The sequence below is a fragment of the Spirochaetota bacterium genome, from assembly GCA_034190085.1.
Lineage (GTDB): Bacteria > Spirochaetota > UBA4802 > UBA4802 > JAFGDQ01 > JAXHTS01.
Window position 1 is genome coordinate 1 of record JAXHTS010000073.1, and the last position, 26,359, is coordinate 26,359.

A 26,359-nucleotide genomic window follows, 5' to 3' on the forward strand; every position below is an offset into this window, starting at 1 on the left:
GTGCTTTGATTAAACAAGTTGAAATTGACGACGAAGAAGTTAAGATTGTTTATAGGGTTAATCCGAGTCCTTCGGATAATACTTCTGATTTACAAAGTTTGCAACATTGTTTGAGGGGTGATCTTACCCTCTCTTAGGGGATGCCTTTCGCTGAACTTGGGAAAATTTTCTCTCACCCTCAAGTCTAATTATCATATAAACTTAATAAAACATTATAACAAGCATAATTAATACTATAAAATAAATTGACTTATTTGGGCTCTTACAAATTAGAATATTAAACAAAGTCTACAGGTTATTAAATCAAGTAGAATAAAATGTTGCAATAAACATAAGTAACGGAGAACTCCCCCAAGTGATATATGAGATATTCATATTTGTAGCTTCCCTTCTCGGAAGGATCGCTTCTGTGTATAATAGAAAAGCGAGAAAATTTTTCTCTTTGAGAAAAGGCGAAATAGACAGGATTGAAGAATATTTCAGAAACAATCCCGGCAACAGGGTTATTTGGTTCCATTCCGCCTCAGCAGGAGAATTTGAACAGGCTAAACCCATAATTGAATACCTGAAGAAAGACAGAGAGGAGATCAGAATTGTTGCGAGTTTCTTCTCGCCCTCAGGTTTTGAGGCTGGCATTAAATACAGGGAGATAGACCTCTGCTTTAACCTGCCTCTTGATTACAGGAGAAATATCAAGCGATTATTGAATTGCATAAAACCGGAAATCATCATCTACTCAAAATATGATATCTGGCATAATCTTTCTACCCTGGCGAACAGGAGGGACATTAAGCTTATAATGATAAGTGCAACAATACCTGAAAGCTCCTTGAGGCATAGATTCCCATTTCGTATTTTCTTTAGCCGCACATATGGTCTTTTTTGTAGGATCTATGCTATTTCGAAGGAGGATGCCCTCAGATTTATTAGAATAATTGGCCGTGGAAAGAAGGGGATTGTGATAATCTCCGGCGACACAAGGTTTGATAGGGTAAAAACGGTTCTTAAAAAGAAGCCAATTGCCATGACTGATATGATCCTGCGGGATAAGGAGCATCAATATATAATTGCCGGAAGCACTTACGAAGTATCTGAAAATAAGTTATTAAATGTGGCCATGAGGTTGAGGGATGGAGGAGAAAAGGCGATATTCATCCTCGTACCACATGAGGTGGATTCTGAAAACATAGATAGGATAAAGGAAAATATCAAATCAAGGGGATTCATGCCGATAATATACAGCAAATCCAAGGATCCGATTCTTTTAAAGGAAGAGGAGATGCTAATCGTCGATGTTCAGGGAGTCCTTGCCTATCTCTATGAGATAGCGGATATCGTATTTATAGGTGGCTCCTTTAAGGGCAGCGTTCACAGCGTTTTAGAACCAGCCATTTTCGGGAAACCGATCTTGACAGGGCCATTCATTAAAAATGCCTTTGAGGCCATTAGTCTAAAGGATATCGGAGGGTTGTCTGTTTGCAGGAACGAGGATGAACTCTATAAAATGATTAAGACACTAATGGATGATAAGTTGAGGAATAATATGTCAAAAAGGGTGAAAGAATACTTTAATGAGAACCTCGGAGCCTGCAGATATATAATTCATGATATGAAAAAATTTATTTAATATATAGTATAATTCTACGATATAGGATATTATAATACAATCATTCTATTTATCTGATGCTTAGCTTATATGAGAAAAAAATTTCTGTTCATAATAATAGGCACACTATTGCTGTTTCCGCAAATTGTGCTCCCCCTCTACTCAGCCGAACAGAGAGATATCGAATTGAAGGCTCATGAGATTGTAGCAAGAGTAGATAGTATTTTAGATTACCCAAAGGGTATTATTAAAGGAAGCATGCAGCACATCACTCCTGATGGGAGATCTAGGTCTGTCAATCTTAAGGGATTTATTTCCGAAGATGACTACCTCTTTACATTTACGAGCAAAAAGAGGGGCGAGGAGCAACGGATTTTGTACAACCTCAGGGGAGAGGATATCTGGGTTTATCATGTCTTTGCAATTAAACTATTTAATAAAAGGGATATAGATAGATTTAACAGAATCCTATCAACAAACTATTATTACATTGACCTTTCCAACGCTGATCTACAGAGCAACTATAATGCTGAGATTATAGGCGATTCCATTATAAAGGGATATGAATGTTATGAACTGAAACTATATCCGATCTTCAAAAAGGGGGAATACGGGCTGTTGACCCTATATGTAGAAAAATCGGATTATATACCACTCAGAATTGATTATCATGATACTGATACCGTCATTTTTAAGACCCTATCTATCTCAAGGGTAATCACTGAAAAGAATAGGATAATTCCCATAAGATATGATATGCTGGATATCCTCAAGGGGACATTAACGATCCTTGAGTTCAACAGCTTTGATGAGGATATTGACCTTGACAGGAATATTTTTAGACACCAGAATCTTGGCCTAAGGAAATAGCAACGCTTTCCTCAGCATAAGTTTACATATTATAACAAAGCAAAGAAATGAAAATACAGGTAAATGGCAAAATAGTTGAATTCGATAAGTCCAAAATTTCTGAATTATTAGAAGAATACAATCTCGATAAGATGCTTACGGTGGTGGAAAAGAATGGAGAGATTATTAAATCCGATATATATGAGGAAGAAGAACTAAAGGAAGGCGATGTTATTGAGATAGTACAGCTTGTCGGAGGGGGATAAGACATTGGGAAATGGCATCTATTCAGCTATTGATGCGAATATCAATAGAACCCTAGAGGGACTCAAAATCTGTGAAGATGTGTACAGATTCATATATCATGAAACCCGTCTTGCCGGGAGGATTAAGGAAATTCGTCATGATTTTATCAAAGAGGTAAGAGTATTCCCGGATACACCATTACTAAACGCAAGGGATGTTGAGAGTGACCAACTAAAGTTTATTGATCTTGAAAGCGAACGAAGGAGGGACTCCCTTGAGGAATTGGTCAAAAGGAACCTTCACCGTTCAATTGAAGCATTAAGAGCTATAGAGGAATTCACAAAGCTATTGGATATTCAATTGATCCACAATCCCTTTCAAAGGATACGATTTTCGCTTTACAATCTTGAAAAAGAGCTGATCTCGAATATATTAAAAGTAAGAAAAATTGAGAAATTAAAAAACTCGCTCTATGCTATTCTTGATTCCTCGTTAATTCATGATGAGGGGTATTCCCAAACAGCCTCAAGGCTTATTGATGGAGGCGCAAGGGTTATTCAGTTGAGGATGAAGAGTGTTCCTGTGAAGAGTGTGCTCTCGGTTGCTAAAGAGATATCCGCGATCTGTAGGGAGAGGAGGGTCCTATTCATTATCAATGATTATCCTGATATTGCACGTATATCAAATGCAGATGGCGTTCATCTTGGCCAGGATGACCTACCCTTAAAGGATGCAAGGTTAATCCTTCCACCAGACATGCTTATTGGCATCTCCACTCATACATTCCCACAGGCAATGATAGCTTATGAGGAAGGGGCTGATTACATAGCCTTAGGGCCAATATATGATACCAGAAGCAAATATGACCAATTGTTGAAGGGGATTGAGATGGAAGTAGTACGCGATCTGGTTGAAAAAATTAATATACCCATCGTATGCATTGGGGGGCTTGAACCTGAAGGCGTGAGTTGGCTTAAGGGCTTGGGATATTCCTCCTTTGCCTTGATCTCATACCTGTATAGAGATAATGCTATTGAAGAGAATTGCAGGAGAATAATCGCCTCAATGTAGGTGTATTCTATCTCAGAACACTAATTTAATGATATTGAAATGAATCTTCAGGATATTAAGAATGAGCTTTCTACACTAAGGGATGAATGGAGGAGGGTACGTAGGGAAAGGATAAACAAAATGAAGGAATTGTTGACTAGTGGCATGAATATCAGAGAGATACGGAGTGATAGCATTTATAAGGATTTAAAAAAGAGACAGGAACGTCTCTCTAAGGATATCAGGCATAAAGAAAAAATATTGAACAGAAAGATCGCCTTAAATAGACGCAGATGATCTCCACCTCTCATTTTTTATTTTTTGCATTTATCATACACTCCACTAAAATTTAGCATATCAAAAATTTAGTTCATTTTATGATGAGTGTTCTTAGGAAGAATGCCAATTTTGAATACCATAAAGAATAGTAGGGGCGAACGGCCGTTCACCCCTACATTGATACTCGGTTTTTACTTAAAAACTTTAATCCCTTAGGGGCCAGCCGCTTATTTTGTTGATTTTTTAATCTAATCATAATTCAATACAATTCAATTACAGCGACAGGCATAAGGGTGAGCCTATAATTTAGTATTAGAATTTGAGATGTAATAATACCTCTATAAATTATATAAAACCTCATTTATTGAAAGGTTACCAAATGCTGACATAATTTTTTCATTGACAGTTGGAATATTGAGTATATTACTATACTCAACTTTTAATTGAATATTAATACTCTGAATATGTCCAAGTTGGAGATCAGTCATTAACATCTTTTATCAGGATGCCCAAATGATCTCCCTATCAGAATTGTAAGGCATTATCACTCACAATATTACTCAATTTAGACAATCACCAATATGTTTGAAGATTATATTATGAAAGAGGAATTACTATGCTGTATTTTTCATGTGGAACTATTGGCATATACAGCAAACCTGCTGTAACAGGCATAAAGGAGCGGTTATGACTCTTGCATGGATACCTAACACATTAACAACTGGCAACCTACTTTTGGGATTTATCTCAGTAATATATTCAAGTCATGGAAATTATCAGGGATACATTACAGCCGGACTTCTGATTCTAGCAGCCGCTCTCCTCGATGGTCTGGATGGCCCCGTTGCGAGGCGTTTAAATGTATCTAGTCCTCTGGGTGGAGAACTGGATTCTTTAGCAGATTGCGTAACATTTGGCGTAGCCCCAGGATATTTAGCATATAAGGCCTATCTATCTGAAAGTACAATACCTATGTTTGGCAATATAGATATAGTGGGTATATTCATCGCATCAATTTTTCCTATATGCGCTGCCTACAGGCTTGCCCGATTTAATATAAGTTCCGATAAAAATTCCTTTACTGGATTGCCATCTCCAATCGCTGGCGTAATTGTCGCTCTGGTACCTATTTGTTTCATAAATGTTGTAATACCAAAAATAATTTTCGCTTTCTCCTTTGTAATTATTGGTCTATTGATGGTATCTACTGTAAAGTATTCCAAACCAAAGTATTATCTGTTTAAAAATATCCATGGATTCAAGTTAATCATTTTTATTATCGCTATCGCCCTCATTCTAATATTTTTTAGACAGTGGACAGTATTTATTTTTATTTCGCTCTATATCTTATCCGGTATTTTGAGTTTCATCATACAGTTTATACAGGATCATAAATATTAAAGATTGCTATCACTGGTAAATTATTGCATAAAGTCTGCCATGAATGAATTCTCTCACTATAATGATAATGGCTCTGCCACAATGGTTGATATTTCAGAGAAAAAAATTACTTTAAGAAAGGCTAAAGCAGCTGGATTTGTTAGAATGCAACCCAAAACCCTGCATTTAATAAGAGAAGGGTTGATACCTAAGGGCAATCCCTTTGAGGCAGCCAGATTTGCAGGAATAATGACAGCAAAAAGAACAGCGGAATTGATTCCTATGTGTCATCCCCTATTATTAACCCATGTTGATATAAAGCTGGATATTGATGATGAGAAATGTGGCATTTCAATCACCTCTGAAGTGAGATTAGAGGGCAAGACAGGAGCGGAGATGGAAGCATTATCAGCGGTCTCAATTGCGGCATTAACAGTCTACGATATGTGTAAGGCCGTGGACAAGAATATGATAATTGAAGATATGAGGCTAATCGAAAAAAGCGGTGGGAAATCTGATGTTGGTTTATCATAGATTATTACTCCTTATGGATTAAATGCATAAACATCAGTATAGTGTATAACCGTTAATGAGAAGTGCTCCCATTAAGTATTAAATGAATCCTTTTGGGGTTTTTCATTATTTTTTTTCCTTCACACCCTTTAATTATCTATCAAGCATGATCACATCCTAATATAGGATAGAGTCAAAGAGAATTAGTGAAAAAAGTATAATTTTTTTATTATTGCGTAAGAAATCTATATTTTGCCACAACAGCCAATAACCATTCATAAACACCAATAATTGCATATTATTGCACTTGCCTAATTAGAAAATCTATAGTATATCATGTTTAGTTGTTAGCACTCAGCGAGATGAGTGCTAACAACTAAACATCAGAAGGTAATCTATTTTAAACAATAACCTATAATTTTAGGTATTTATCAAAAAAATAGTTGCCAAATATTAAATACTTGCTTTCTTTGTATTTTTCTGTGACTTTAATAAAACTATTTTAATACAATATTAAAATATAATATTTAGTTCCCTTTCAGATACTTACAATAAAAAAGTAAAAAATTTATATATATAATTTGATCTCATACTATTGAGATGAGGGTTAACCAAGGATTATTACCCTCCAAAGGATGCCCTTAATATAATATTCAAACACTCATTAGTGAATTAGGGAGAATAATCATTCTTCCCGTCACTTTAATAATGTACATAAATGATTTAAAAAATATAGTGATAAAATAAAATCAGTATCAAATTAAAAATAGTAGGAGGCATATCGTGGCTATTAAACCATTAGGAGATCGAATTCTCATAGAAGTTATTGAGGAAGAGATGCAGAAGGAGGGGTCTTTATTTATCCCTGATACAGCCAAGGAAAAGCCACAGCAGGGAAAGGTTATTGCTGTTGGTAAAGGAAGATTTGAGAATAGTGAATGGATTCCTCTTGATGTCAAAATTGGAGATACAGTTCTTTACGGAAAGTATTCCGGAACAGAGGTTAAGCATGAGGGGAAAGAGTATTTAATCGTTAGAGAAAGCGATATTTTAGCGATAGTTGAATAATAAAATGAAAGGAAGGTGTTAATATGCCAAAAATATTACAATATAACGAAGAAGCAAGAAGATCAGTTCTGGATGGTGTTACGCAATTGTGTGATGCAGTAAAGATTACTCTAGGGCCCCGAGGTAGAAATGTAGTTTTGGACAAAAAGTTCGGCGCTCCTACCATTACCAAAGATGGTGTAACTGTTGCGAAGGAGATTGAATTGGAAGAGCCCTTTGAAAACATGGGCGCTCAAATGGTCAAAGAGGTTGCTACTAAGACCAATGATGTGGCTGGAGATGGCACAACTACAGCTACGATCCTTGCTACTGAGATATATAAAGCAGGCCTTAAGACCGTCACTGCCGGAGCAAACCCTATGGCCGTTAAGAGAGGGATTGATAAGGCTGTTGATGCAGCGGTCAAATTTATTGGCGATTCATCTAGAGAGATAAAAGACAAGAAAGAGATAGCCCAAGTAGCAGCAATATCATCCAATAATGATACAGAAATCGGCGAGTTAATCGCAGAGGCGATGGAAAAGGTAGGAAAGGATGGTGTTATTACTGTAGAGGAAGCAAAATCTATAGAGACCAATCTTGAAGTAGTAGAGGGGATGCAGTTTGATAGGGGTTACATTTCGCCCTACATGGTAACAGATGCTGAGAGCATGCAGGCCGTCTTAGAGGATGCCTATATTTTAATAAATGAAAAGAAAATATCAGTGATGAAGGATCTTCTTCCAATACTGGAAAAGGTAGCACAAGCGGGAAAACCTTTACTTATTATTGCTGAAGACCTTGAAGGCGAAGCGCTAGCAACTATTGTCGTAAACACCCTGAGGAAGACTATATCCTGTGTAGCGGTTAAGGCGCCTGGTTTTGGAGATAGACGAAAAGCCATGCTCGAGGACATAGCGATCCTAACCAAGGGTCAGGTTATTTCTGAGGATCTTGGGCTCAAGCTTGAGAATACTACTATAGATATGTTAGGCAAGGCAAAAAGGGTTCTCATCGATAAGGAAAACACCACAATTATTGAAGGTGATGGCAGCCAACAGGATATTCAGGGAAGAATAACTGTGATAAAAAATCAGATTGAAGAAACTACATCAGATTATGATAAAGAAAAACTTCAGGAGAGATTGGCAAAATTAGCAGGCGGAGTTGCTGTTATCAATGTAGGCGCACCCACTGAGGTTGAATTGAAGGAGAAGAAGGCAAGAGTTGAGGATGCCCTGTCCGCGACCAGATCTGCTGTTGAGGAAGGGATTGTCCCAGGCGGCGGCTTAACCCTACTCTATGCACAAAAGGCTATAAAAGAAACCGCTGAGAAATTAGATGGCGATGAAAAGATAGGCGCTGAAATAATTACAAGGGCTGTATTAGAACCCATGAGGCAGATAGCTAATAATGCCGGATACGAAGGGTCTGTGATTGTAGAAAAGGCTGTTAACGAAAAGAAGGGAATCGGCTTCAATGCTGCAACCCTAAAATGGGAAGATTTGATGGAAGCAGGCATTGTTGATCCAGCTAAAGTGGTTCGGTCATCGCTTCAGAATGCAGCTTCTATTTCAGGTATGCTGTTGACAACCGAGGTTCTAATTACCGATAAACAAGAGGAAGAAAAGATGCCTCCTGGTATGGCTGGTGGCGGAATGCCTCCTGGAGGAATGTACTAAAATTATTGAAAATATGAAAGGGGTGTTGCATCAAACGCCCCTTTTTTAATCCATATACGACTTATTAAACGAATAAAATAATCTATTTTTTAATATTAACAACCTCCCTAATTCTATAGGGCGGCTGCCCTTGGGTTTCATGGTAAACCCTTATCAATATCTCTGCAAGAATTCCCAAGAGTACAACCATCATGCTCAATGTAATGAGCATTACAGTCAAATGAAATAGAGGATTTCTAATCATACTGTGATTGAGCATCATCTTCATAATAATTACCGCTGACCCGCTAAAAATACTCATTATAAAAAGGATTAGACCTATCCCGCCAAAAACATATATTGGTTTTGTTGAATAGGTGCCCATAAATTTGACAGTAATCAGGTCAAGGATAACCTTGAATGTCCTCTTTAAGCCATAATTGGATATCCCAAACTTTCTCGAATGGTGTTCAACCTGGATCTCTGTTATTTTAGCCCCCTCCCATGATACATGAATAGGTATGAACCGATGCATCTCACCATATAGCTTGACGTACTGGAGAACTTCCCGTCTATAAGCCTTGAGTGAGCATCCCAAATCATGGAGTTTTACTCCGCTGATCTTTGATATTAGCCAATTAGCGATAATTGAGGGTATCCGCCTATAAAGAAGTCCATCCTTCCTCTCCCTTCTCCAACCGCTCACAACATCATATCCCTCGTTTATCTTTTTAAGGAGTCTTTTAATATCCTTTGCGTCATTCTGAAGATCAGAATCCATAGTAACTATGACATCACCCTTAGAATATTCGATTCCAGCTGCCATAGCAGCAGTCTGTCCAAAATTCTTTCTAAAACATAAGGCCTTTACTCGACTATCATTTTTTGATATTTCCTTTATTACTCCAAAGGAGTTGTCAGTACTGCCATCATCAACGAATATTATTTCATAATTAATTTCCAGTGGATCTACAAATGATATAATATTCTCAAATTGGAGAGGTATATTCTTTTCTTCGTTAAATACTGGCAAAATAATTGATAGCTCTATATCATTACTCATATTTCCTCTAATTTATATCGTCAATATCATTCTTGCTATGACGAAAGTGCTGTTATTAAAATTTTAATTATTAGTACAACTAAAAAAAATGAGTACTTTTATTCTGGCAAGTCAAATAATTTAATTGATAGCATTCAAATAAATTCAGCCAAAGAGAAAAACATCAGCGATTTAGCAATTTCCTTCAGACCTTCTAAGTTATGCACAAACCAGATAGACGAGTTAAAAAGGTTTGTTTAGCAGACCTTTTTATTCTGATTGGGGAATATTGGGGGTCTTTCCCATCTAATATTATGTCTATCAAATGGCATCATCTGGGGTTAAATCGCAGCCATTCTTGGTGGGGGTGTGTATTAACACTCTGCACACTCTTCGGATGATCAAATGTTATTTTTATGACGGGGTTACATTAACAGTTTTCACCCTAATTCTTTGTTTTATAGAAAAATCATATCTTATTATAACTCCAATGAATGTAGGCTTTCAAAAGTGAGTGAGAATAAAACTGATTCATGTCTCAATATATAACCAATATCTCACAAAACCAATAATGTTAATTTAGTCTCTTAATATAATCAACCGCTATGTTAAATGCCTCGTGAAGGAATAGATCATTTTCTAAATCAATAATCATATCATTCTTATTGGTTCGTAACTTCTTCTCAACATCCTTTCTCTTCTGATCCTCAATCCCGGCCTCCTCCTTAAGGCTAAACTCTTTCCTTTTAAGCTTTTCCTTAAACTTGTTTATTTTATTGATCAATTCAGTAAATTTTTTGTTTGATTTAATCCTTGCAGATGAGAGTCCAACAAGTTGTGAAATGATCTTTTCATTTATATAGTTTTGATAAGGCACATAATTTGCCCTCTTGATCTTTTCCCATTTAATGGCATTATGCAACTCATTTTCTCCTATTTCCCAAATTGAAGAGATATCCGGAATGGTGATATCTGGATGAATACCATTTAATTGATTGGATGAACCCGCTGGTTGATAAAAGAGGGCTGTTGTTATCTTCATCGCCCCCTTCCTGCTTGGCAATACGTTATAGGTCTGCACCGATCCTTTTCCAAAGGTACTACATGGACCAATTATTAGTCCTCTACCATAGTCCTTTATTGCACCAGCAAAAATCTCTGAAGCGCTGGCGCTAAATCTATCAATTAGTACAACCATAGGCCCATCATAATATACACCTGGATCATTATCCTTCATTACATTAAGGCTATCTCTCCCATCTAATATCTGTACAATAGGCCCTTGATCAATGAACATCCCAGCGATATTGATAGACTCAGTCAGAGCACCCCCAGGATTTCCCCTTAAATCCAATACAATTCCATCTATCCCCTTGTTTTTTAATTTATTGATCTGAATTATAATATCCTTGGATGAACTCTTAGCATTGGGATCATTCTTTTGAATAGCGTCAAAGTCGAGATAAAAGGATGATAATTTAATATATCCAATTCTCAGTTGATTTTTCATACCATCAGTTGTGTAAACTTGAGATTTCGCTGCTCTATCCTCTAATTTTATCTCTTCCCTTATTATTGGGATTACATTTCGCAGTTGCTCATGAGTCTCACCAACCTCCCTTAAGATAGTGAGCCTCACTTTCGTTCCCTTTTTCCCTCTAATAAGCTTTACAACATCCCGAAGGGCCATATCAATGACATCAACTGGTTCTCCGTTATCTCCTTCTGCAACAGCCACGATCTTATCATTTGGTTTTAATTTAAGATCATCAGACAACTTCGCTGCTGCCCCAGCTGGGATTATCGATTCCACTATTACAAAACCATCCTCAGATCTGAGTAATACTCCGATTCCCTCAAGCTTTAACTTGGTTGATATCATAAAATCTTCATGCTCTTCACGAGTTAGATAATTAGAATGTGGATCTAATGCTGTGGAAAAACAATTCACAAAGATGGAAGTTATTTTGGCACTATCAATCTCGTTGATCCGCTTTTCATATAATCGATATTTCTTCTTCAGTTTCTTCTTTGCTTTGACTATATCCTTCACGATTGCCATTTGATTGAAAAGCTGGAGTTTTATATTTTTCCTCCATCTTTCCTGCATATCTTTTTCATCTGTGGAATATTGTGCTTTATCCCTGTCAATAATGATACTTTCATCTTTATTAAAATCATATTTATTTTCAATAAGTAAATGAAAGCGTTTTATACCTTCACTAACCCTCTTCTTGTACACCTTCAATATCTCAAAGATAAAATCATACTGATCAGAATTTACGAGATCATCGATTTTATCCTTATTATGAAAAAAAATATCAACATCACCTTGAAAAAAATAATATTTCCCAGGATCAAGATATTTCATCAGATTGATCAAGGTTCTTGATGATATCTCATCATTAAATTCGTGATATTTCACATGCCTTGCTAAAAAAATTGATATTATCGGTTTTATATCAGATTTTTTAAGACCTTCTGTCTTTTTTAAACAACTAAGAACCAGTATAATTGCAACAATAAATGATATTGTTCTCTTTTGCCTATTATTTGCCATTAATAATTATACTCCTTATAAATAATATAGCCATATTGGTTTTAATAAAGCTATTGAAACAATGGATTTTATAGAATAATCCTTGATTAAATTACCCTCACTTCATCGAAATATAATTTTTAGGGTATATTAGTTCAATTTCAAAAGAATCTATGTTATTTATTATAATTCAAATACACTGGTATTGGCGCTGAATTTGAAATGACTATATGTTAAATTAAAAAGTCAACAATAATATTATATTATTCGATCATTGATGATAATGCAACAGATTAAGTACTTTTGTAAATTGAAAAATACAACTCTAATACATATGATGGGATTGTACCATCCTTTTTTATTAACCATCATTATAAAATAATATCAAATGATATCGAATATAGATAAAACCAGTTATTTCTGATTACTATAATTATTTCACTGGAGCTTTTGATATAGGGTTTAAGATGAGATCATGTTCCCTATTAACGATGATTTCATTAATAATTTAATAATTGGGGTAACGAATTTCTGCAGGCCCAACTTAGATTATTTACTTATTCTCATAATTAAGTCAATGATTATTTAAGTCATTTATATCACTATTTGAAATCTCAACTTTACTAATCCATTTATTATCATTTATTATTGACATCGGAGAAAAATCTCCTTTCCTTATTATTAGGAATTCGAAATCAATAAGCTTCCCTTCTATTAGTTATCCGATTTATGGGGAATATCTGATTTATCACTATTCAGACTGATAAACAATTCCAGTTTTTCAAATTTTTACTGCTTTACAGCTTGGACTAGATATTACACAAGTAGTCAAATATTAGTCTAAGCAATCTAATAACTTGTAGACATGTATATACCAAAATACAATTTTATAATCATTCTTACTTTTATTTACAGCTCCTGCTACTATTATTTTCCAGTTCGATTATCAAAAAACCACCTACTCTCTCAAAAGGATATTACCACAGAAGCAGGGCAAAACATAGAAGAGAAGGATATCATTAACCTCAGCTTTCATAAAAGGAGGAATGATAGTGAGCATAGTACTATAGATGAAAAAATCTATAAGATATATTTAAAGAGATATTTTGCAAAATCTGTATCTTTTTCTCCCATTGCTAGAATAAATAATAGGGGTGTAGAGTATGCCATGAGTGGATATTTTGGGAAAGCCTTGATTCTTTTCAATGAGTCAATAAATGAGTATAAAAGTTATCCCCCTGCCTATAATAATCTTGGAATTATATATGAACTATTCGGACATCGTCAGGAAGCCTACAAAATGTATTCTAAAGCATGTCTTCTTGAACCAGAAAATGAATATTTTAAAAAAAATTTTATTTTTTTTCATAATCACAAAAGATGAGTAGATTTAACATAATTGAATACTATATAATATTACCCCTTTTACTTCTTTTACATTCCAATTCTTATGCACTTAATTATTCCTCTAATTCAGAATTTGTTCATATAATGAATACGTCACAAAATGGAGATTCTGCGAAACAAAAGCTTGAAAGTGGAAACTCATTAACTGAGATTGATGATATTATACCAATTACAAGGGATAGGATTTCTCATACTAAAGCCTTTGCTCTTGATCTATTATTACCCGGAGGCGGGCATTTCTATATTCGTAATTATTATATGGGGGCTATCTTTGGTATTATCAAGGTACTTGGTGGTTATTATATCTATTATGGCTATAGAGATTGGAAGGATAAGAGGTCAGAATATAATAATTCGAGAAGGGTATATGAATATTCCGAATTTTTAAAAATGAATGATTATACTTATGCTGCGTCCTTTGAGGCAGAAAAGAATAAACGGGATTATGATAGAGCGGCCCAGCGTATTACCTTTATAGTGCTTGCTAATACTAGCGTGTATATATCGTCTTTATTGTTGACATATTATAACATAAGAAAAATCAATGAAAAATCAATACCAACCTTTGAATTGCATTATGGGTTAGGTAAATTCGATGCCCTTGGGGATAATTCCCTTTTTATTCGATTTAATTTCAGGATTTGAATGATGTTGACGGATAAATTCCTTAGGCGAATTGACTATCTTAGAATATCTATTACTGATAAATGTAATTTAAGATGCATCTACTGTATGCCCAAGGAAGGAGTAACACTGCTACCCTATGAAGAAATACTCAGAAATGAGGAATTTATTCATTTTATTAACATTTTTATATCATTAGGGGTTAGAAAGATAAGATTTACAGGTGGAGAACCGCTGATTCGCAAGGGTTTTGTTGATATAATCTCTAAAACTAAAAAATTGTTTCCGGATATTGATTTAGGTCTTACTACTAATGGTGTTCTTTTAGATGAGGTGTTAGATAACTTATATTCTATCCAGCTGCATGGATTGAACATTAGCCTTGACTCAATGAGCAGAGAGCGTTATGCGATGATTACTGGAAGAGATTATTTTTATAGAGTGATCTCAAATATTGAAAAAGCTATCGCTTTTGACTTTTTTAATATAAAGATAAATTCAGTATTATATGAGGGAACTATCGAGGAATTAGAAGTATTTTTGGATTATTTTAAGGAAAAAAATATTACTCTTAGATTTATTGAAAAGATGCCTTTTACTATTGATGAAAGACTACAATCTAATGTATCATGTAATGACTTGATTAATCATCTGGATCGATTTGGAGATTTGATGAGGAACAAAAGAATGGATACTCGGGTATCAATGATGTATGATTTTTATTACAAAAATAGATACAAGATGAAAATCGGCATCATTCCTCCCATGACTCATAATTATTGCCATAAATGTAATAGATTGCGCCTTACCTGTGATGGCTTCCTAAAGACTTGCCTTCTCTCAAATATTGAATATGATCTCAAAAGGCCATACAGGATGGGAATAGGAGATAATGCTTTACAACAAATTATTCTCCAAGCTGTGAGTGAAAAGCCAAAGCATCACAATCATAATTCCTTGTACATTAGCGATGAGGGGTGTTCATCCTTAGCTCCTAACAGAAGCATGTCCAAGATTGGTGGGTAGAACATAAAAGATCTCGCCATTGTGCATTTAATGAATATATTGGATATTAATAATGTTATGAATAACTCAAGCAGGGGTAAACTCGTCATTTTTCGGAAAAGACTTACATATTTATATATGGGAACCTCTATTAATTAAAAATATTTTGTTGCCAGCCTGTGCAAACACCTGATTCCACAGGGTTTGTGAATAAGGGTATTGTTAGAAATTTAATTAATAGTGGTTCCCATATGAAATATTAATATCGGGGTGTACGAGACTTGAACTCGCGACCTCCTGCGTGACAGGCAGGCACTCTAACCAAACTGAGCTAACACCCCATTTATTACTTATAACAAAACTCCCTTCGTAAGCTATTATAAGATGCTAATTGAACCTCACTTAAGCACCTTCATGAAAGGGAGGGATTTATAATTACTCTGTCTTTTAATTATTACGTTGAATATGGTAAAATTACTTTATTCTGTATGTCAACAAAAAAAAGGCTTAATCTATAATTTTGCCAATAACTTAGATACTAATTATTAAATACGGATCAGATTGTTTGAAATATACATAAACGTGAAAATACACTTACTCCCATGAAAGACGGAGGGATTGAATAACCCAGTAATATACATTTTATTCTTGATAAGTATGAATAGATTGATTATACAACTTCTGTAAGAGGGCTGATTTTGCCTATATTAACCTTTGAGAAATGAGGCATAAAGATAAATTATATGGTGACCTACTCATCCAATGAATAATTGGGGGAGGTAGCAATCATAAAAGCATCTCTCAGAATAATAATTTAACATAATAAATCAACTAAATTTTCTCGCTAAATTAGGAAAATAGTCTTTACTGAGAGAAGGTTCGGTTTTAACTTGTTTACTTTAACACCTTAATATACCCCTTTTGGTTATTTCACAAAATTTATTAATGAGTCAACGAGAAACATAATGAAAAGATCAAACACTGTGTTTTATAATGGATGGGTTTTTAAACTCATACTAATCAATGTAGTGATATTTGCTATACAGGTATTTACTGCCAAACATCAGGCAATATATTCAATTTCAGGATTTAATGGCCGTTCCTCTGTAATTACATTTTACCTTGGGCTTATTCCCGCGTTAGTGGTTGAGAAGGGATTCATATGGCAAATTGTCTCATACATGTTTCTGCATAGCACAGTAAGTTTCGTTCATATATTCTTCAATATGTATGCTCTGCTCATCTTTGGTGTACCCATAGAGCAGGAATGGGGAAGTCGTAGGTTGCTCTTCTATTATTTTTTTTGTGGAATCGGTGCTGGAATGACTATATTCATAATAAACTCAATTTCACAGGGGATTGGATATTATATTCCAACAATAGGTGCATCAGGAGCAGTTTTTGGACTCTTGCTTGCCTTTGGTATCTTATTTCCAAATGCTGAGATTCTTCTTTTTTTTGTTTTACCTGTAAAAGCAAAATACCTTGTTATCATTTTTGGTGGATTGGAATTGTTCTTTGAATTTTCCGGGGGTCAGGGCACGATATCTCATATTGGTCACCTGGGAGGATTGCTCGCTGGACTGATCTATTTTTTTACCCAAAAAAGGAGAGGGATAAAATTTAAATCAAAAGTAATGATAGCTAAGGGCAAAAAAAGGTATATTGCTAATAAGTCATCGGAGCAGGCAGGGAAAGATCGGTTGGATGAAACTAAAGATGAAATGAAGAAAAATATCTTAAAAAAACTCCAACAATCTGGCTATAAACATCTATCTGATGATGAGGTACAGTATATTAAATATATAGAAATCATGACAGATGATGAGGTTGCAGTTTGCCAAGATGGGGATTTAAACTTGGATGATGAATATTGTAGTAATTGTGATAACGTAAATACATGCTTTCTGCGTGAAGTTGCAAAATATACTGAGAAATAGGACTTATTAATTATCCTATTGAGCATTGTTAGGTGAGTTGCCTATTTGAGGATTTAAGATGAAAAAATGTGGTAACGAAGGGCAACTCCTTACTATAAAACATAAACAATTCATTAAATACCTTTTGTCTTATTTATGAACATGCCTTATTCCTTGGAAAGAGGAGTTGTACAATTATTTGCTTTAGGAGTTTACATTTTACATAAATTAACATTATCAATCGATACACCTTTTCCCAATAATTTCCAGATGGGCATATAATACAATATGAATATAATTAGCTATTAAAACTATAGTTAGGAGAAGAAACTATGCGAAAAAGAGTATATTCTTTTGGTGGGAAGTCGACCGATGGAAGTGCAAAGATGAGAGACCTATTAGGAGGAAAAGGTGCAAATTTAGCTGAGATGTCTAGAATAGGTATACCCGTTCCATCAGGTTTTACTATTACTACAGAAGTCTGCAATGAATACTATGGAAACGATAAAAACTTTCCTAGTGAACTCAAGGGGGATGTTGAAAAAGCATTGAAGAGGATCGAGAAGGAGATGGGAGCGAAGTTTGGCGATAAAGACAATCCTCTTCTAGTTTCTGTGAGATCGGGAGCTAGGGTTTCAATGCCTGGAATGATGGATACCGTATTGAATCTTGGACTTAATGACGTTACCTTGAATGGTATTATAAAAAAAACAAATAATGAACGTTTTGCTTGGGATTCATATAGAAGATTTATTCAGATGTATGGTGATGTTGTAATGGGGCTTAAACCTGTATCCAAGGATGAAACTGATCCCTTTGAAGAGATTATTGATGAACTGAAAAAATCAAAGGGAGTGGAGCAGGATCTGGACTTATCAGTTGATGACTTAAAGGAATTGGTTAAGAGGTTCAGAAATATTATTAATACAAGATTAGGAAAGGAATTCCCGACTGATCCATATGAGCAATTATGGGGAGCTATTGGAGCAGTATTTGGTTCATGGGACAATGAAAGGGCCATACTATATAGAAAAATGAATAATTATAGTGATAGCTGGGGAACAGCAGTAAATGTTCAGGCTATGGTATTTGGCAATATGGGCAATGATTGTGCTACTGGTGTGGCATTTACTAGAGATCCTGCTACTGGAGAGAAAAATTTTTATGGAGAATACCTTGTAAACGCACAGGGAGAGGACGTTGTAGCCGGGATCAGGACCCCACAGCAGATTACACACAACGACTCGAAAAAATGGGCAAGGGAGAACAATATAAGCGAGGAGGAAAGAAGATCAAAATATCCTTCTTTAGAAGAGAATATGCCTGAAGTCTATAAGGAACTAGAAGGGGTATATAAAAAACTTGAAAAGCACTACCGCGATATGCAGGATATCGAATTCACTATCCAGAACAGAAAGCTATGGATGCTTCAGACACGAAATGGGAAGAGGACCGCAGCGGCTGCAGTACGCATAGCAGTAGAAATGGTTGAAGAGGGGCTGATAGACAAGAAGGAGGCCCTTATGCGGATTGACCCGGATTCCCTTGATCAATTGTTGCATCCAACCTTTGATCCAAATGCGACGAAAAAAGTGATTGGCAAGGGACTTCCCGCATCACCGGGCGCTGCTACAGGGAAGATTGTTTTCCATGCTGATGATGCTGATGAGTTGAATAGTAGAGGAGAGAAGGTCATTCTTGTAAGGATTGAGACCTCACCGGAAGATTTAAAGGGGATGAATGCTGCTCAGGGGATATTGACCTCAAGAGGAGGCATGACCTCACATGCAGCTGTTGTTGCCAGAGGTATGGGGAAGTGCTGTGTTTCAGGATGTGGTGTTTTAGATATTGATTATTCCAAAAAAGAGCTGGGGGTAGAAGACCTGATTATTAAAGAGGGAGACTACATATCACTTGATGGATCCACTGGCGAGGTTATGCTCGGAGAGGTCCCAACAATTAAGCCAGAACTATCTGGATATTTCGGCACCATTATGAATTGGTCTGATGAAGTGAGGAGGCTTGGGATTCGTACTAATGCTGATACACCACAGGACGCTGTAACAGCAAAAAATTTCGGAGCAGAGGGGATTGGCTTGTGTAGAACCGAACACATGTTTTTTGAGGATGATAGGATTAAGGCCATGAGAGAGATGATACTTGCTGAAGATGTTGAGGGCAGAAAAAGGGCTTTGGATAAACTCTTACCAATACAGAGGAAGGATTTCTATGAAATATTAAAGGCAATGGAGGGATTTGGTGTTACAATTCGGTTATTAGATCCACCCCTGCATGAGTTTGTTCCTCATGAGGATGAAAATCAGAGAGAGATGGCCAAGGAGATGGGGATTACAATTGAAGCCATCAAAGCGAAGGTTGACTCGCTGCATGAGTTCAATCCGATGCTTGGTCATAGGGGTTGTCGCCTTGGTATTACCTATCCTGAGATTACCCAAATGCAGGCTAGGGCAATTATTGAAGCTACATGCCAGCTCCATAAGGAGGGAACGGATGTTAAACCCGAGATAATGGTTCCCCTTGTAGGATCAGTAGAAGAGTTGAAAATGCAGAAAGATATAATAGTGCAAACCGCGAACATGGTAATGGAAGAGATGGGAGTTACTGTAGAATATCTTATTGGTACAATGATTGAAGTTCCTAGAGCGGCCCTAACAGCAGATGATATTGCAAAGGAGGCTCAATTTTTTTCCTTTGGAACCAATGATCTTACTCAGATGACCTTTGGATACAGCAGGGACGATGCTGGCAAATTTTTACCAGAGTATGTGGACAAACAGATATTGCCATCAGATCCATTCAGCATTTTAGATAGAAACGGAGTTGGCAAGTTGATAAAAATTGGTGTTGAGAGTGGTAAGGATTCTAATCCTGATCTTAAAATCGGTATTTGTGGAGAACATGGAGGGGAGCCCAGCTCAGTTGAATTTTGTCATATAGTGAACATGAATTATGTAAGCTGTTCCCCCTATAGAGTACCAATAGCTAAGCTCGCAGCAGCCCAGGCTTCTATCAAGAATGATTGACAACTCTAGAGAATGATGGGGAGAATTATGAAAATTTGTTTAAAATTTATAATGATAACAACAATGAGCACATTCCTATATGCCTCTTATGATGATGCTCTGGAATTATACATCTCAAAGGGATATCAAAAATCACTTGATATTATCGCTAAAGAGTTGGATATCGACAAGGATATGATACCTGATTCCCCAAACTACAATTTACGCTTTCTTGCTGCTCACAATCATTGGAAACTCGGTAATCTTCAATCAGCTATAACACATTTCAAAAAATGTATTGAGATTAAGCGGGATAATGTTGACCCAATTATCGATCTTTCTATGCTACTGGTTGAAAATAGATTGTTCAGAGACGCTCGTTATTATGCTAAAAAGGCGTTAGATTTAGAAGAGGTCCCAATTGTTTACTATATTCTCGCCAAAAGTGCTTTAGGGCTTAAAAAATATAGTACAGCTAAGGAGTATTATGAGAAAGCGATTTCAATTAAGCCTGAGATGGGTATCTCTTATAATGGACTTGGTATAGCATTGATGAGGTTAAAGAGATATTCCGAAGCAAATACAGCCTTCTCTGCAGCCCTAGCGATTATACCGAATTCCCCAGAGGTCTTAAACAACATTGGAATTTGTCTTGAGAAAGCTGGAAATTTGGATGATGCGCTAAGGTATGTGAAGAAGGCCAGTGTATTAAATCCTAATAATCCTATAATCAAAAAAAATCTTCGTCAATTGAGAAAAAATGCGATAAAGGATACAGGGGATTAGAGATTAGCTATTACATATTATAGTCTCTATTATGATTTAATATGATTAATTTGAGAATGCATATCCAGTTGATATAATTAGGCTTATTGAATCGATATAACCACTGTTTGAACCTGAGAGGTATGCTTTTTCTGTTTGTGGATTGGTTAGATTGAGATCACCCCCAAAATCCAACCTGTTTCTTATCCATTCAGTCCCTATGGAGACATAGAGTCCGCCGCTAAAATAGATGGTGCAATTCAACTCAGAACCGAAGGATAGTCCGTTATCCGATTTTCTATTATCCCCGATGTATCCTGAGATGGTTTCCTTAGCTATAGGGGTAGCAATATATTTTGAGAAAACATATCCCAATAGGGGTGTAAAAACAAAATCCCATCTCTTTCTATTTGTAGCATGTATTGAGGGTCCAAAATAAAGTGATATATCTCTGTAGAGATAACCTGTCCAGTTTTTATAATTCGATCCAAAGTTTGATTTTTGAACGATGTATGACCTCCTCAATCTTGTATTTATCCCGAAATGATTATAAAACATATACTCAAATGTAAGACCAAAAGCAAATGAAAGATGAGAGACCTCTATCTCCTTTGTTACACCATTTTCAAAGGTATAGGTTGAACGCAAAATCGTGTTATTTACAGGATCAATAACCTCATCAAGAAAATCATTTTCAGCATCAATAAGATTGCCTCGCGGAAAGCCGAAATTGATAAATGCGCCTAGTAACATCTGACCTGCATGAGCGCCCTCTGGAGGTTTATCGAGTTCATCGAACCTAGCTGAATATGTTATAGAAGAGAACATCATAGTCAAAAATATCAAGCAAAGTGTACAGATATATTTTTCTTTCATGCTAACTTCTCTTCTCCTCAATTTTCTTTTCTCATTACAAAGATGAATATGCTCTTTCCAATTCCTCAAAGCTTATAGCCCTCTCTATAATTTCAACCTCATTGATCATACCTCTGAGGTAATATCATCAATTTTAAAAAACTTGATTAATCATTAGAATACTATTATAATTCAGGATGAATAAATGGCTATGCATAGATGTTAATAAAATGTTAAACTAATACATACTAATGTATCAATAGCTTCTCAGACCAGGATAAAGGTGAGAAATGCTATTTTTACAATATATAACCAAATTCAATCGCTTCTATAAGAATCATTGATCTGTAGATATTTGTCAATATAAACTTTATAGGATTAACATCTAATCTTACATTTAATCGAATAGCCAAATTATTTAGTATTAGAGCCATACCATTAATTTATTTAAGATGAATGATATTATTTCTATTAAAGGATTAGAACTATGGGTAGACTAAAAAACTTGTTATTGGGATCTATGAGCAGAAAAATATACGCTATCTTATGTATTCATATATTAGCTATTATAGTTATCGTATTTATCATCCAATATGCCCTAAATGCTGTTTACAGTATCGGAATGATAGGTTTAATAGAGCGTGAGCATACTGTCACGTATCAAAGGGGCATGTCGAATTTCTATAGATACCTTCATAACGATAAGGCGAATGGCAAGGATCTATATAAAAATGAATCTAACCGTCTGATAAGCATATATAGCGCAATCTGTCCACTTTTAGATGATATAAAGACCAAATCCAATAAGAATATTGCCCAACCCCTATCTGAATTGATCAAAACTACTAGCTATGACCGATTAGAGGATTTTGTCGGAATACTGAGACTTGTAGACTCAAATGACCTGCTAATACAGCTAATAAATAAATCAAAGGAATCTAGGGACATCAATAAAAGATTATCCACTTTGACAGATGAATATTTAAATACTTCAGAAGGATTAAAGAGGAAAGCATCCTTTAATAAAATAGTAGAACTTGATAAAAGGCTATCCGCTCTTTCCCTAGAAATGTCAATAACAGCAACAAAACTATCTGAGGAGATAGCCTCTTATGTCTCAATCCTCCTATGGCTCTTCATATTGGTCGCTCTTTCAATTATCACCATTATTTCGTACATCATGGCAAACTCAATCATTAAGCCAATAAAAACCACTTCAGAGATGATAAGGGATATCTCTGAAGGAGAGGGCGATTTAACCAAGGAACTACCAATAGATTCAAAGGATGAGGTAGGTGAAATCGCAAAGAACTTCAATAATTTTGTGAAAAAAATCAGGGGTGTAATAACAGACGTAAAGGATATATCAAATCAGTTAGCGGCCTCGGCTGAGGAGATGTCATCAACGTCTCTATCCTTTTCTGAGAATTCCCAAAGTCAGGCCGCTAGTTCTGAAGAGATAACAGCTACAGTTGAAGAGGTGGCTGCAGGCGTAGATAATGTAGCCCAGAGCGCAGAGGGACAATTTGACAGCATGACATCATTTATTTCAAGAATGGATGAACTTTCTGAAATGATAAAAAAAATGGGCCAATTAACAAAAGAGGCGTCAGTGCTCTCTGAGAATATATTAGAAAAGGGGAAATCAGGTGAAACATCCTTGAAGGGGATGAATGAGAGTATGATGAAGATTAGCGACAGCTCTAACAAAATTACTAATATAATTGAAATTATAAATGACATATCCGAACAGATAAATCTGCTTTCATTAAATGCTGCGATAGAGGCAGCGAGAGCAGGAGAGGCGGGCCGAGGATTTGCTGTAGTTGCTGATGAGATATCGAAATTGGCTGATCAGACTGCAGGAAGCATAAAGGATATTGATGCGCTCATTGGAGTGAATGAGGGAGAGATAAAGATGGGTATATCCAATGTCAATGATACGGTGAATGGCATTAGCGCAATAATTGAAGGGATCAATTCAATAGATGAGATGATGAACAGGATATTTGAGTCTATGCAGAAGCAATTGGAAACAAATGAAAATGTTAACAGCGAGGCAGAGGATGTAAAAATTAAATCAGATGAGATTAGAAATGCGACAAGCGAGCAGAAGATTGCTGTTACCGAGATAGTAAAATCTATCTCAAATATAAGTGAATTGACTCAGTCCACCTCATCAGGGGCAGAGGAGATGGCAAGCAACTCTGAAGAGCTTTCAGGAATGGCAGAATCTCTCAAGCTTAAGGTGGATTATTTTAAGCTTGAGTAAAGGCTGAATGCAATCACTAAATATAGTATTATCTTCCCAGGATATCATTATCCTCTCAAGTGACATTATCCTAACAGATACTTTTTCAATACTCCCTATTCATTCTCTTCAAGCTCCTTAGAAATCATCTAACGCTTAAGTAATTTACAGACTATTTCATAAAATCTAGGATCCACCTGGTTAATCCGATTGAGACCAATATCGCTCCCTCTGTACGCGAAAGTAACCACCCAGTCCTCAGGAATAGAACAACCAGAATAACCATTCCTGATAGCATAAGAAGCGATTGAATCGCCAACGGATCGATCTCTAAGGGATTTATAATCCCTGCTAATCCTAAAACACCCAGAATATTAAAGAGATCACTACCGATCAAATTACCAGCAGATATGCCATGCTTGCCCTTTAGAACAGCTACAATAGAAGTAACCATTTCTGGAGCGGAGGTGCCGGCTGCAACGATTGTAACACCAATAATCCATTCAGACACTCCTATATACCTAGCGATTTCTGAGGCGGACTCAACCAAAAAATGCCCCCCCGCTATTATTATTATTATGCTGACTGGTAATATTATGTAATCTATGGATGTTGCCCTTTCATGCAATATCCCCTCTTCATCCATGACCTCCTTTTGGACAAAAAGGAATACGAGATACCCAAAAAGTAGAGAGGCTAATATAACCCCCTCCCATCTTTTAAGCTGATGGTCATGGAAAAACAGCAAAAGGAGCAGAGTGACGCCAATCATAAATAATCCATCCCTATATACAAGCCTATGGGATGTTTCAATACCCTTTATTATGGCCACGGTACCGAGTATAAAACCCAGATTAAAGATATTGGAGCCTACTATATTCCCAACAGAGATGTTTGCATAACCCTTGATGCTAGCGCCAATAGTAACCGCAAATTCAGGCGCTGAAGTACCAAAGGCAACTACAGTAAGTCCAACTACAAGCTCTGACACACCAAAGGTCTCAGCAATTCTACTTGCTGACTCTACCAGATATTTTGCTCCATACCATAAGGCTAATATTGATACTATAAGTAAAATAATATCTATTATCATAATATTGACTCATACTTTTTAGAGTATAATGATTTATATGCGGAATCGATTAGCCTCAGCTCTCTTCGTATTCTTTCCAAAGAAGGTTGCCAGCTCCTTTGAGAGATATAGGCTTCAATGAATGCTTTATGCATTGCCTTAAATCCGAGAAAATCCATTGGATTGATTATTGATAATCCCTTCCTCTTGCCATAAACATATACAAAGAGTCCATTGCTCTCAAAAGTAATAACCCCCTCAGTGCCGTATACCTTGGATAATCCTACACCCTTTAGTGAATTGGGTATTCTCCATGAATGGAGAAGTCTGCCAATCATACCATTCTCAAATTCTACATTTATTATCATGGAGTCTTCAAATGGGATGTTTGTATCATATTCGATGTCTGGTTTACTGGCCAGCACCTGAACAGGGGATGCACCAGCCAATGAAACCAGAGCGTTGATCCAATGAACGCCACCCTCAAGAAGGGCTCCACCACCCACTATACTTGCATCCGAGCGCCATCCGGATATTTTATCCCTATTTGTTTTATTTAAATCGATAATAAGCGGATTCCCAATATAATCCCCTTCGATATATTCCCTAACCCTCTTAATAAAGGGTTTATAATAATAATTCTCAGCAACAGTGCAATTTACCCTATTCTTAGCAACAGCTCTCTCTATATCATTCAATTCCTCGATATTTCGCGTAATCGGTTTTTCAATAATTATATCTTTATTGTTATCTGCGTTTAAGATTGCCAATTTGGAATGAGAATCTGGAGGTGTTGTAATGAAAGCGATATCAAATAAATCTGAAACAGCAGCATCTTCATAGCTTCCGAAGGAGATTCTCCCACCATATTTCGAAACATATTCCTTGGACTTTGAAAGATTTCTGCTGGCAAAGGATATATCAATATCAGAGTGGATCTTTTTTAATATCTTTGCATGCCTGGCCGCAATATTACCACAACCGAAAAAACATATATGTGGTAATTTATCTTTACTTAAGTGAATAATCGAACTCCTCTATGTTTTGAATGCTCATATAATATTTATACTTTTATCTACGTGTCAACTACTAACCTAAGATTTCCAGAATTTTGTAATAACGATTATTTAAAAAAAAAGATAGATTAATTCAAATAAAATATCTTGACTTCTATATGATTTTTTTAGGTAAAATAATCAGCTAAGATATATATAGATTTATTATAG

The 26,359-nt window shown here is 35.9% G+C and carries 21 protein-coding genes and 1 tRNA gene; 16 read left to right on the forward strand and 6 right to left on the reverse strand.

Annotated features, from left to right (window positions below; genetic code table 11):
- Positions 1–355: 355 nt before the first annotated feature.
- The 9 genes from SVZ03_14835 to groL all read left to right on the forward strand — a co-directional run bounded on the left by SVZ03_14835 (position 356) and on the right by groL (position 8,652).
- Positions 356–1,627 carry a glycosyltransferase N-terminal domain-containing protein gene (locus SVZ03_14835; protein ID MDY6935487.1) on the forward strand — a complete coding sequence of 424 codons (1,272 nt, stop codon included), beginning with the start codon at positions 356–358 and terminating at the stop codon, positions 1,625–1,627.
- Positions 1,628–1,696: 69 nt separating this feature from the next.
- Positions 1,697–2,476, forward strand: coding sequence for an outer membrane lipoprotein-sorting protein (locus SVZ03_14840; GenBank protein ID MDY6935488.1), 780 nt, complete (start codon positions 1,697–1,699; stop codon positions 2,474–2,476).
- A gap of 47 nt (positions 2,477–2,523) precedes the next feature.
- The gene (gene thiS / locus SVZ03_14845) at positions 2,524–2,721 is read left to right on the forward strand and encodes a sulfur carrier protein ThiS (GenBank protein ID MDY6935489.1); all 198 of its coding nucleotides are present in this window, start codon (positions 2,524–2,526) and stop codon (positions 2,719–2,721) included.
- Positions 2,722–2,725: 4 nt separating this feature from the next.
- Positions 2,726–3,772: a thiamine phosphate synthase gene (gene thiE, locus SVZ03_14850; GenBank protein ID MDY6935490.1), complete on the forward strand. Its 1,047-nt coding sequence runs from the start codon at positions 2,726–2,728 to the stop codon at positions 3,770–3,772.
- Positions 3,773–3,811: 39 nt separating this feature from the next.
- Positions 3,812–4,048, forward strand: a complete 237-nt coding sequence (locus tag SVZ03_14855; protein MDY6935491.1) for a hypothetical protein — start codon at positions 3,812–3,814, stop codon at positions 4,046–4,048.
- A 669-nt stretch (positions 4,049–4,717) separates the two neighbouring features.
- Positions 4,718–5,431 (forward strand): CDP-diacylglycerol--serine O-phosphatidyltransferase, encoded by a 714-nt coding sequence (pssA, locus tag SVZ03_14860; protein MDY6935492.1) that lies wholly within the window; start codon positions 4,718–4,720, stop codon positions 5,429–5,431.
- A 39-nt stretch (positions 5,432–5,470) separates the two neighbouring features.
- The gene (moaC, locus tag SVZ03_14865) at positions 5,471–5,944 is read left to right on the forward strand and encodes a cyclic pyranopterin monophosphate synthase MoaC (GenBank protein MDY6935493.1); all 474 of its coding nucleotides are present in this window, start codon (positions 5,471–5,473) and stop codon (positions 5,942–5,944) included.
- 759 nt (positions 5,945–6,703) lie between these two features.
- On the forward strand, positions 6,704–6,991 hold the full coding sequence (groES, locus tag SVZ03_14870) for a co-chaperone GroES (protein ID MDY6935494.1): 288 nt from the start codon (positions 6,704–6,706) through the stop codon (positions 6,989–6,991).
- A gap of 23 nt (positions 6,992–7,014) precedes the next feature.
- Positions 7,015–8,652, forward strand: a complete 1,638-nt coding sequence (groL, locus tag SVZ03_14875; protein ID MDY6935495.1) for a chaperonin GroEL — start codon at positions 7,015–7,017, stop codon at positions 8,650–8,652.
- Between the two features lie 82 nt (positions 8,653–8,734).
- Here the strand turns inward: groL and SVZ03_14880 are convergent, their stop codons facing one another.
- Complete coding sequence (locus SVZ03_14880; GenBank protein MDY6935496.1) at positions 8,735–9,694, reverse strand: glycosyltransferase family 2 protein; 960 nt, start codon at positions 9,692–9,694, stop codon at positions 8,735–8,737.
- Between the two features lie 553 nt (positions 9,695–10,247).
- Positions 10,248–12,233, reverse strand: coding sequence for a carboxy terminal-processing peptidase (locus tag SVZ03_14885; protein MDY6935497.1), 1,986 nt, complete (start codon positions 12,231–12,233; stop codon positions 10,248–10,250).
- 844 nt (positions 12,234–13,077) lie between these two features.
- Here SVZ03_14885 and SVZ03_14890 point away from each other — a divergent pair.
- The 3 genes from SVZ03_14890 (at position 13,078) to moaA (ending at position 15,269) form a co-directional block, all read left to right on the forward strand.
- Positions 13,078–13,596, forward strand: a complete 519-nt coding sequence (locus tag SVZ03_14890) for a hypothetical protein (GenBank protein MDY6935498.1) — start codon at positions 13,078–13,080, stop codon at positions 13,594–13,596.
- Positions 13,597–13,703: 107 nt separating this feature from the next.
- A complete protein-coding gene (locus SVZ03_14895) occupies positions 13,704–14,264 on the forward strand; it encodes a hypothetical protein (GenBank protein ID MDY6935499.1) in 561 nt (186 codons plus the stop codon).
- A 3-nt stretch (positions 14,265–14,267) separates the two neighbouring features.
- The gene (moaA, locus tag SVZ03_14900; GenBank protein MDY6935500.1) at positions 14,268–15,269 is read left to right on the forward strand and encodes a GTP 3',8-cyclase MoaA; all 1,002 of its coding nucleotides are present in this window, start codon (positions 14,268–14,270) and stop codon (positions 15,267–15,269) included.
- 245 nt (positions 15,270–15,514) lie between these two features.
- Here moaA and SVZ03_14905 read toward each other — a convergent pair.
- A tRNA-Asp gene (locus SVZ03_14905) sits at positions 15,515–15,589 on the reverse strand.
- Between the two features lie 624 nt (positions 15,590–16,213).
- Here SVZ03_14905 and SVZ03_14910 point away from each other — a divergent pair.
- The 3 genes from SVZ03_14910 to SVZ03_14920 all read left to right on the forward strand — a co-directional run bounded on the left by SVZ03_14910 (position 16,214) and on the right by SVZ03_14920 (position 20,976).
- The gene (locus tag SVZ03_14910; GenBank protein ID MDY6935501.1) at positions 16,214–17,188 is read left to right on the forward strand and encodes a rhomboid family intramembrane serine protease; all 975 of its coding nucleotides are present in this window, start codon (positions 16,214–16,216) and stop codon (positions 17,186–17,188) included.
- Positions 17,189–17,499: 311 nt separating this feature from the next.
- Complete coding sequence (gene ppdK, locus SVZ03_14915) at positions 17,500–20,211, forward strand: pyruvate, phosphate dikinase (GenBank protein ID MDY6935502.1); 2,712 nt, start codon at positions 17,500–17,502, stop codon at positions 20,209–20,211.
- A 27-nt stretch (positions 20,212–20,238) separates the two neighbouring features.
- Positions 20,239–20,976, forward strand: coding sequence for a tetratricopeptide repeat protein (locus SVZ03_14920; GenBank protein ID MDY6935503.1), 738 nt, complete (start codon positions 20,239–20,241; stop codon positions 20,974–20,976).
- Between the two features lie 45 nt (positions 20,977–21,021).
- Here the strand turns inward: SVZ03_14920 and SVZ03_14925 are convergent, their stop codons facing one another.
- On the reverse strand, positions 21,022–21,831 hold the full coding sequence (locus SVZ03_14925) for a hypothetical protein (GenBank protein MDY6935504.1): 810 nt from the start codon (positions 21,829–21,831) through the stop codon (positions 21,022–21,024).
- Between the two features lie 466 nt (positions 21,832–22,297).
- Between SVZ03_14925 and SVZ03_14930 the strand changes: the two genes are divergently transcribed.
- Positions 22,298–24,082: a methyl-accepting chemotaxis protein gene (locus SVZ03_14930; GenBank protein MDY6935505.1), complete on the forward strand. Its 1,785-nt coding sequence runs from the start codon at positions 22,298–22,300 to the stop codon at positions 24,080–24,082.
- Positions 24,083–24,233: 151 nt separating this feature from the next.
- Here the strand turns inward: SVZ03_14930 and SVZ03_14935 are convergent, their stop codons facing one another.
- On the reverse strand, positions 24,234–25,154 hold the full coding sequence (locus SVZ03_14935; GenBank protein ID MDY6935506.1) for a calcium/sodium antiporter: 921 nt from the start codon (positions 25,152–25,154) through the stop codon (positions 24,234–24,236).
- The gene (locus SVZ03_14940) at positions 25,151–26,161 is read right to left on the reverse strand and encodes a Gfo/Idh/MocA family oxidoreductase (GenBank protein ID MDY6935507.1); all 1,011 of its coding nucleotides are present in this window, start codon (positions 26,159–26,161) and stop codon (positions 25,151–25,153) included. Before SVZ03_14940 ends, SVZ03_14935 begins: the two co-directional genes overlap by 4 nt.
- Between the last annotated feature and the right edge of the window lie 198 nt (positions 26,162–26,359).

Excerpts from the sequence above, each read along its gene's own strand:
- moaA (MDY6935500.1), top strand. The coding sequence starts at position 14,268 with ATGTTGACGGATAAATTCCTTAGGCGAATTGACTATCTTAGAATATCT.
- SVZ03_14925 (MDY6935504.1), bottom strand. The coding sequence starts at position 21,831 with ATGAAAGAAAAATATATCTGTACACTTTGCTTGATATTTTTGACTATG.
- SVZ03_14885 (MDY6935497.1), bottom strand. The coding sequence starts at position 12,233 with ATGGCAAATAATAGGCAAAAGAGAACAATATCATTTATTGTTGCAATT.
- thiS (MDY6935489.1), top strand. The coding sequence starts at position 2,524 with ATGAAAATACAGGTAAATGGCAAAATAGTTGAATTCGATAAGTCCAAA.
- SVZ03_14890 (MDY6935498.1), top strand. The coding sequence starts at position 13,078 with ATGTATATACCAAAATACAATTTTATAATCATTCTTACTTTTATTTAC.
- moaC (MDY6935493.1), top strand. The coding sequence starts at position 5,471 with ATGAATGAATTCTCTCACTATAATGATAATGGCTCTGCCACAATGGTT.
- pssA (MDY6935492.1), top strand. The coding sequence starts at position 4,718 with ATGACTCTTGCATGGATACCTAACACATTAACAACTGGCAACCTACTT.
- SVZ03_14840 (MDY6935488.1), top strand. The coding sequence starts at position 1,697 with ATGAGAAAAAAATTTCTGTTCATAATAATAGGCACACTATTGCTGTTT.
- groL (MDY6935495.1), top strand. The coding sequence starts at position 7,015 with ATGCCAAAAATATTACAATATAACGAAGAAGCAAGAAGATCAGTTCTG.
- SVZ03_14895 (MDY6935499.1), top strand. The coding sequence starts at position 13,704 with ATGAATACGTCACAAAATGGAGATTCTGCGAAACAAAAGCTTGAAAGT.
- SVZ03_14935 (MDY6935506.1), bottom strand. The coding sequence starts at position 25,154 with ATGATAATAGATATTATTTTACTTATAGTATCAATATTAGCCTTATGG.
- SVZ03_14920 (MDY6935503.1), top strand. The coding sequence starts at position 20,239 with ATGAAAATTTGTTTAAAATTTATAATGATAACAACAATGAGCACATTC.
- ppdK (MDY6935502.1), top strand. The coding sequence starts at position 17,500 with ATGCGAAAAAGAGTATATTCTTTTGGTGGGAAGTCGACCGATGGAAGT.
- SVZ03_14910 (MDY6935501.1), top strand. The coding sequence starts at position 16,214 with ATGAAAAGATCAAACACTGTGTTTTATAATGGATGGGTTTTTAAACTC.
- SVZ03_14855 (MDY6935491.1), top strand. The coding sequence starts at position 3,812 with ATGAATCTTCAGGATATTAAGAATGAGCTTTCTACACTAAGGGATGAA.
- SVZ03_14880 (MDY6935496.1), bottom strand. The coding sequence starts at position 9,694 with ATGAGTAATGATATAGAGCTATCAATTATTTTGCCAGTATTTAACGAA.
- SVZ03_14930 (MDY6935505.1), top strand. The coding sequence starts at position 22,298 with ATGGGTAGACTAAAAAACTTGTTATTGGGATCTATGAGCAGAAAAATA.